Consider the following 386-nt stretch of genomic DNA (forward strand, 5'->3'; position numbering starts at 1 on the left):
ATATGACCCACCGAAGTTCGGTGAACAGAGACGACACTCCGGGCGACTGGTGGGAAAGAATCGCCCAACTCAGGATAATCCATAGCCCCATTGCGATAACGGCTGACGCATACCTGAGTGGGAGGGTCCTTGCGCGCGTATGAAAGAGTGAAACGGCACCCGTGCCAAGCACAAGAAGATCCAAGAGTCTCAGATTCACAGTGCCGGCATTGAAAGAAAACACGCCGTACGGGATGCCATTCTGGGACGAGTACAGGATGGTCTCGTACATCAATCCTGCCAGGAGTAGGCTCAACATTAGGTCGACCGCGCGGACACTCTTTCTCCCGCTAATCATGTGACGCGACTCCGGCTTCATCAAAGAACCTGAATAGTCCTTTGCTAAA

1 protein-coding gene is annotated in these 386 nt (G+C 53.1%); it reads right to left on the minus strand.

The window, feature by feature from the left end; translation table 11 throughout:
* The coding region (locus tag IWC96_RS15835; protein ID WP_231378718.1) for a hypothetical protein at positions 1-271 on the minus strand (271 nt) is incomplete at its 3' end.
* Between the last annotated feature and the right edge of the window lie 115 nt (positions 272-386).

Origin of the sequence: Brevundimonas sp. BAL450 (genome assembly GCF_015767455.1) — a bacterium.
GTDB classification, from domain to species: Bacteria; Pseudomonadota; Alphaproteobacteria; order Caulobacterales; family Caulobacteraceae; genus Brevundimonas; species Brevundimonas abyssalis.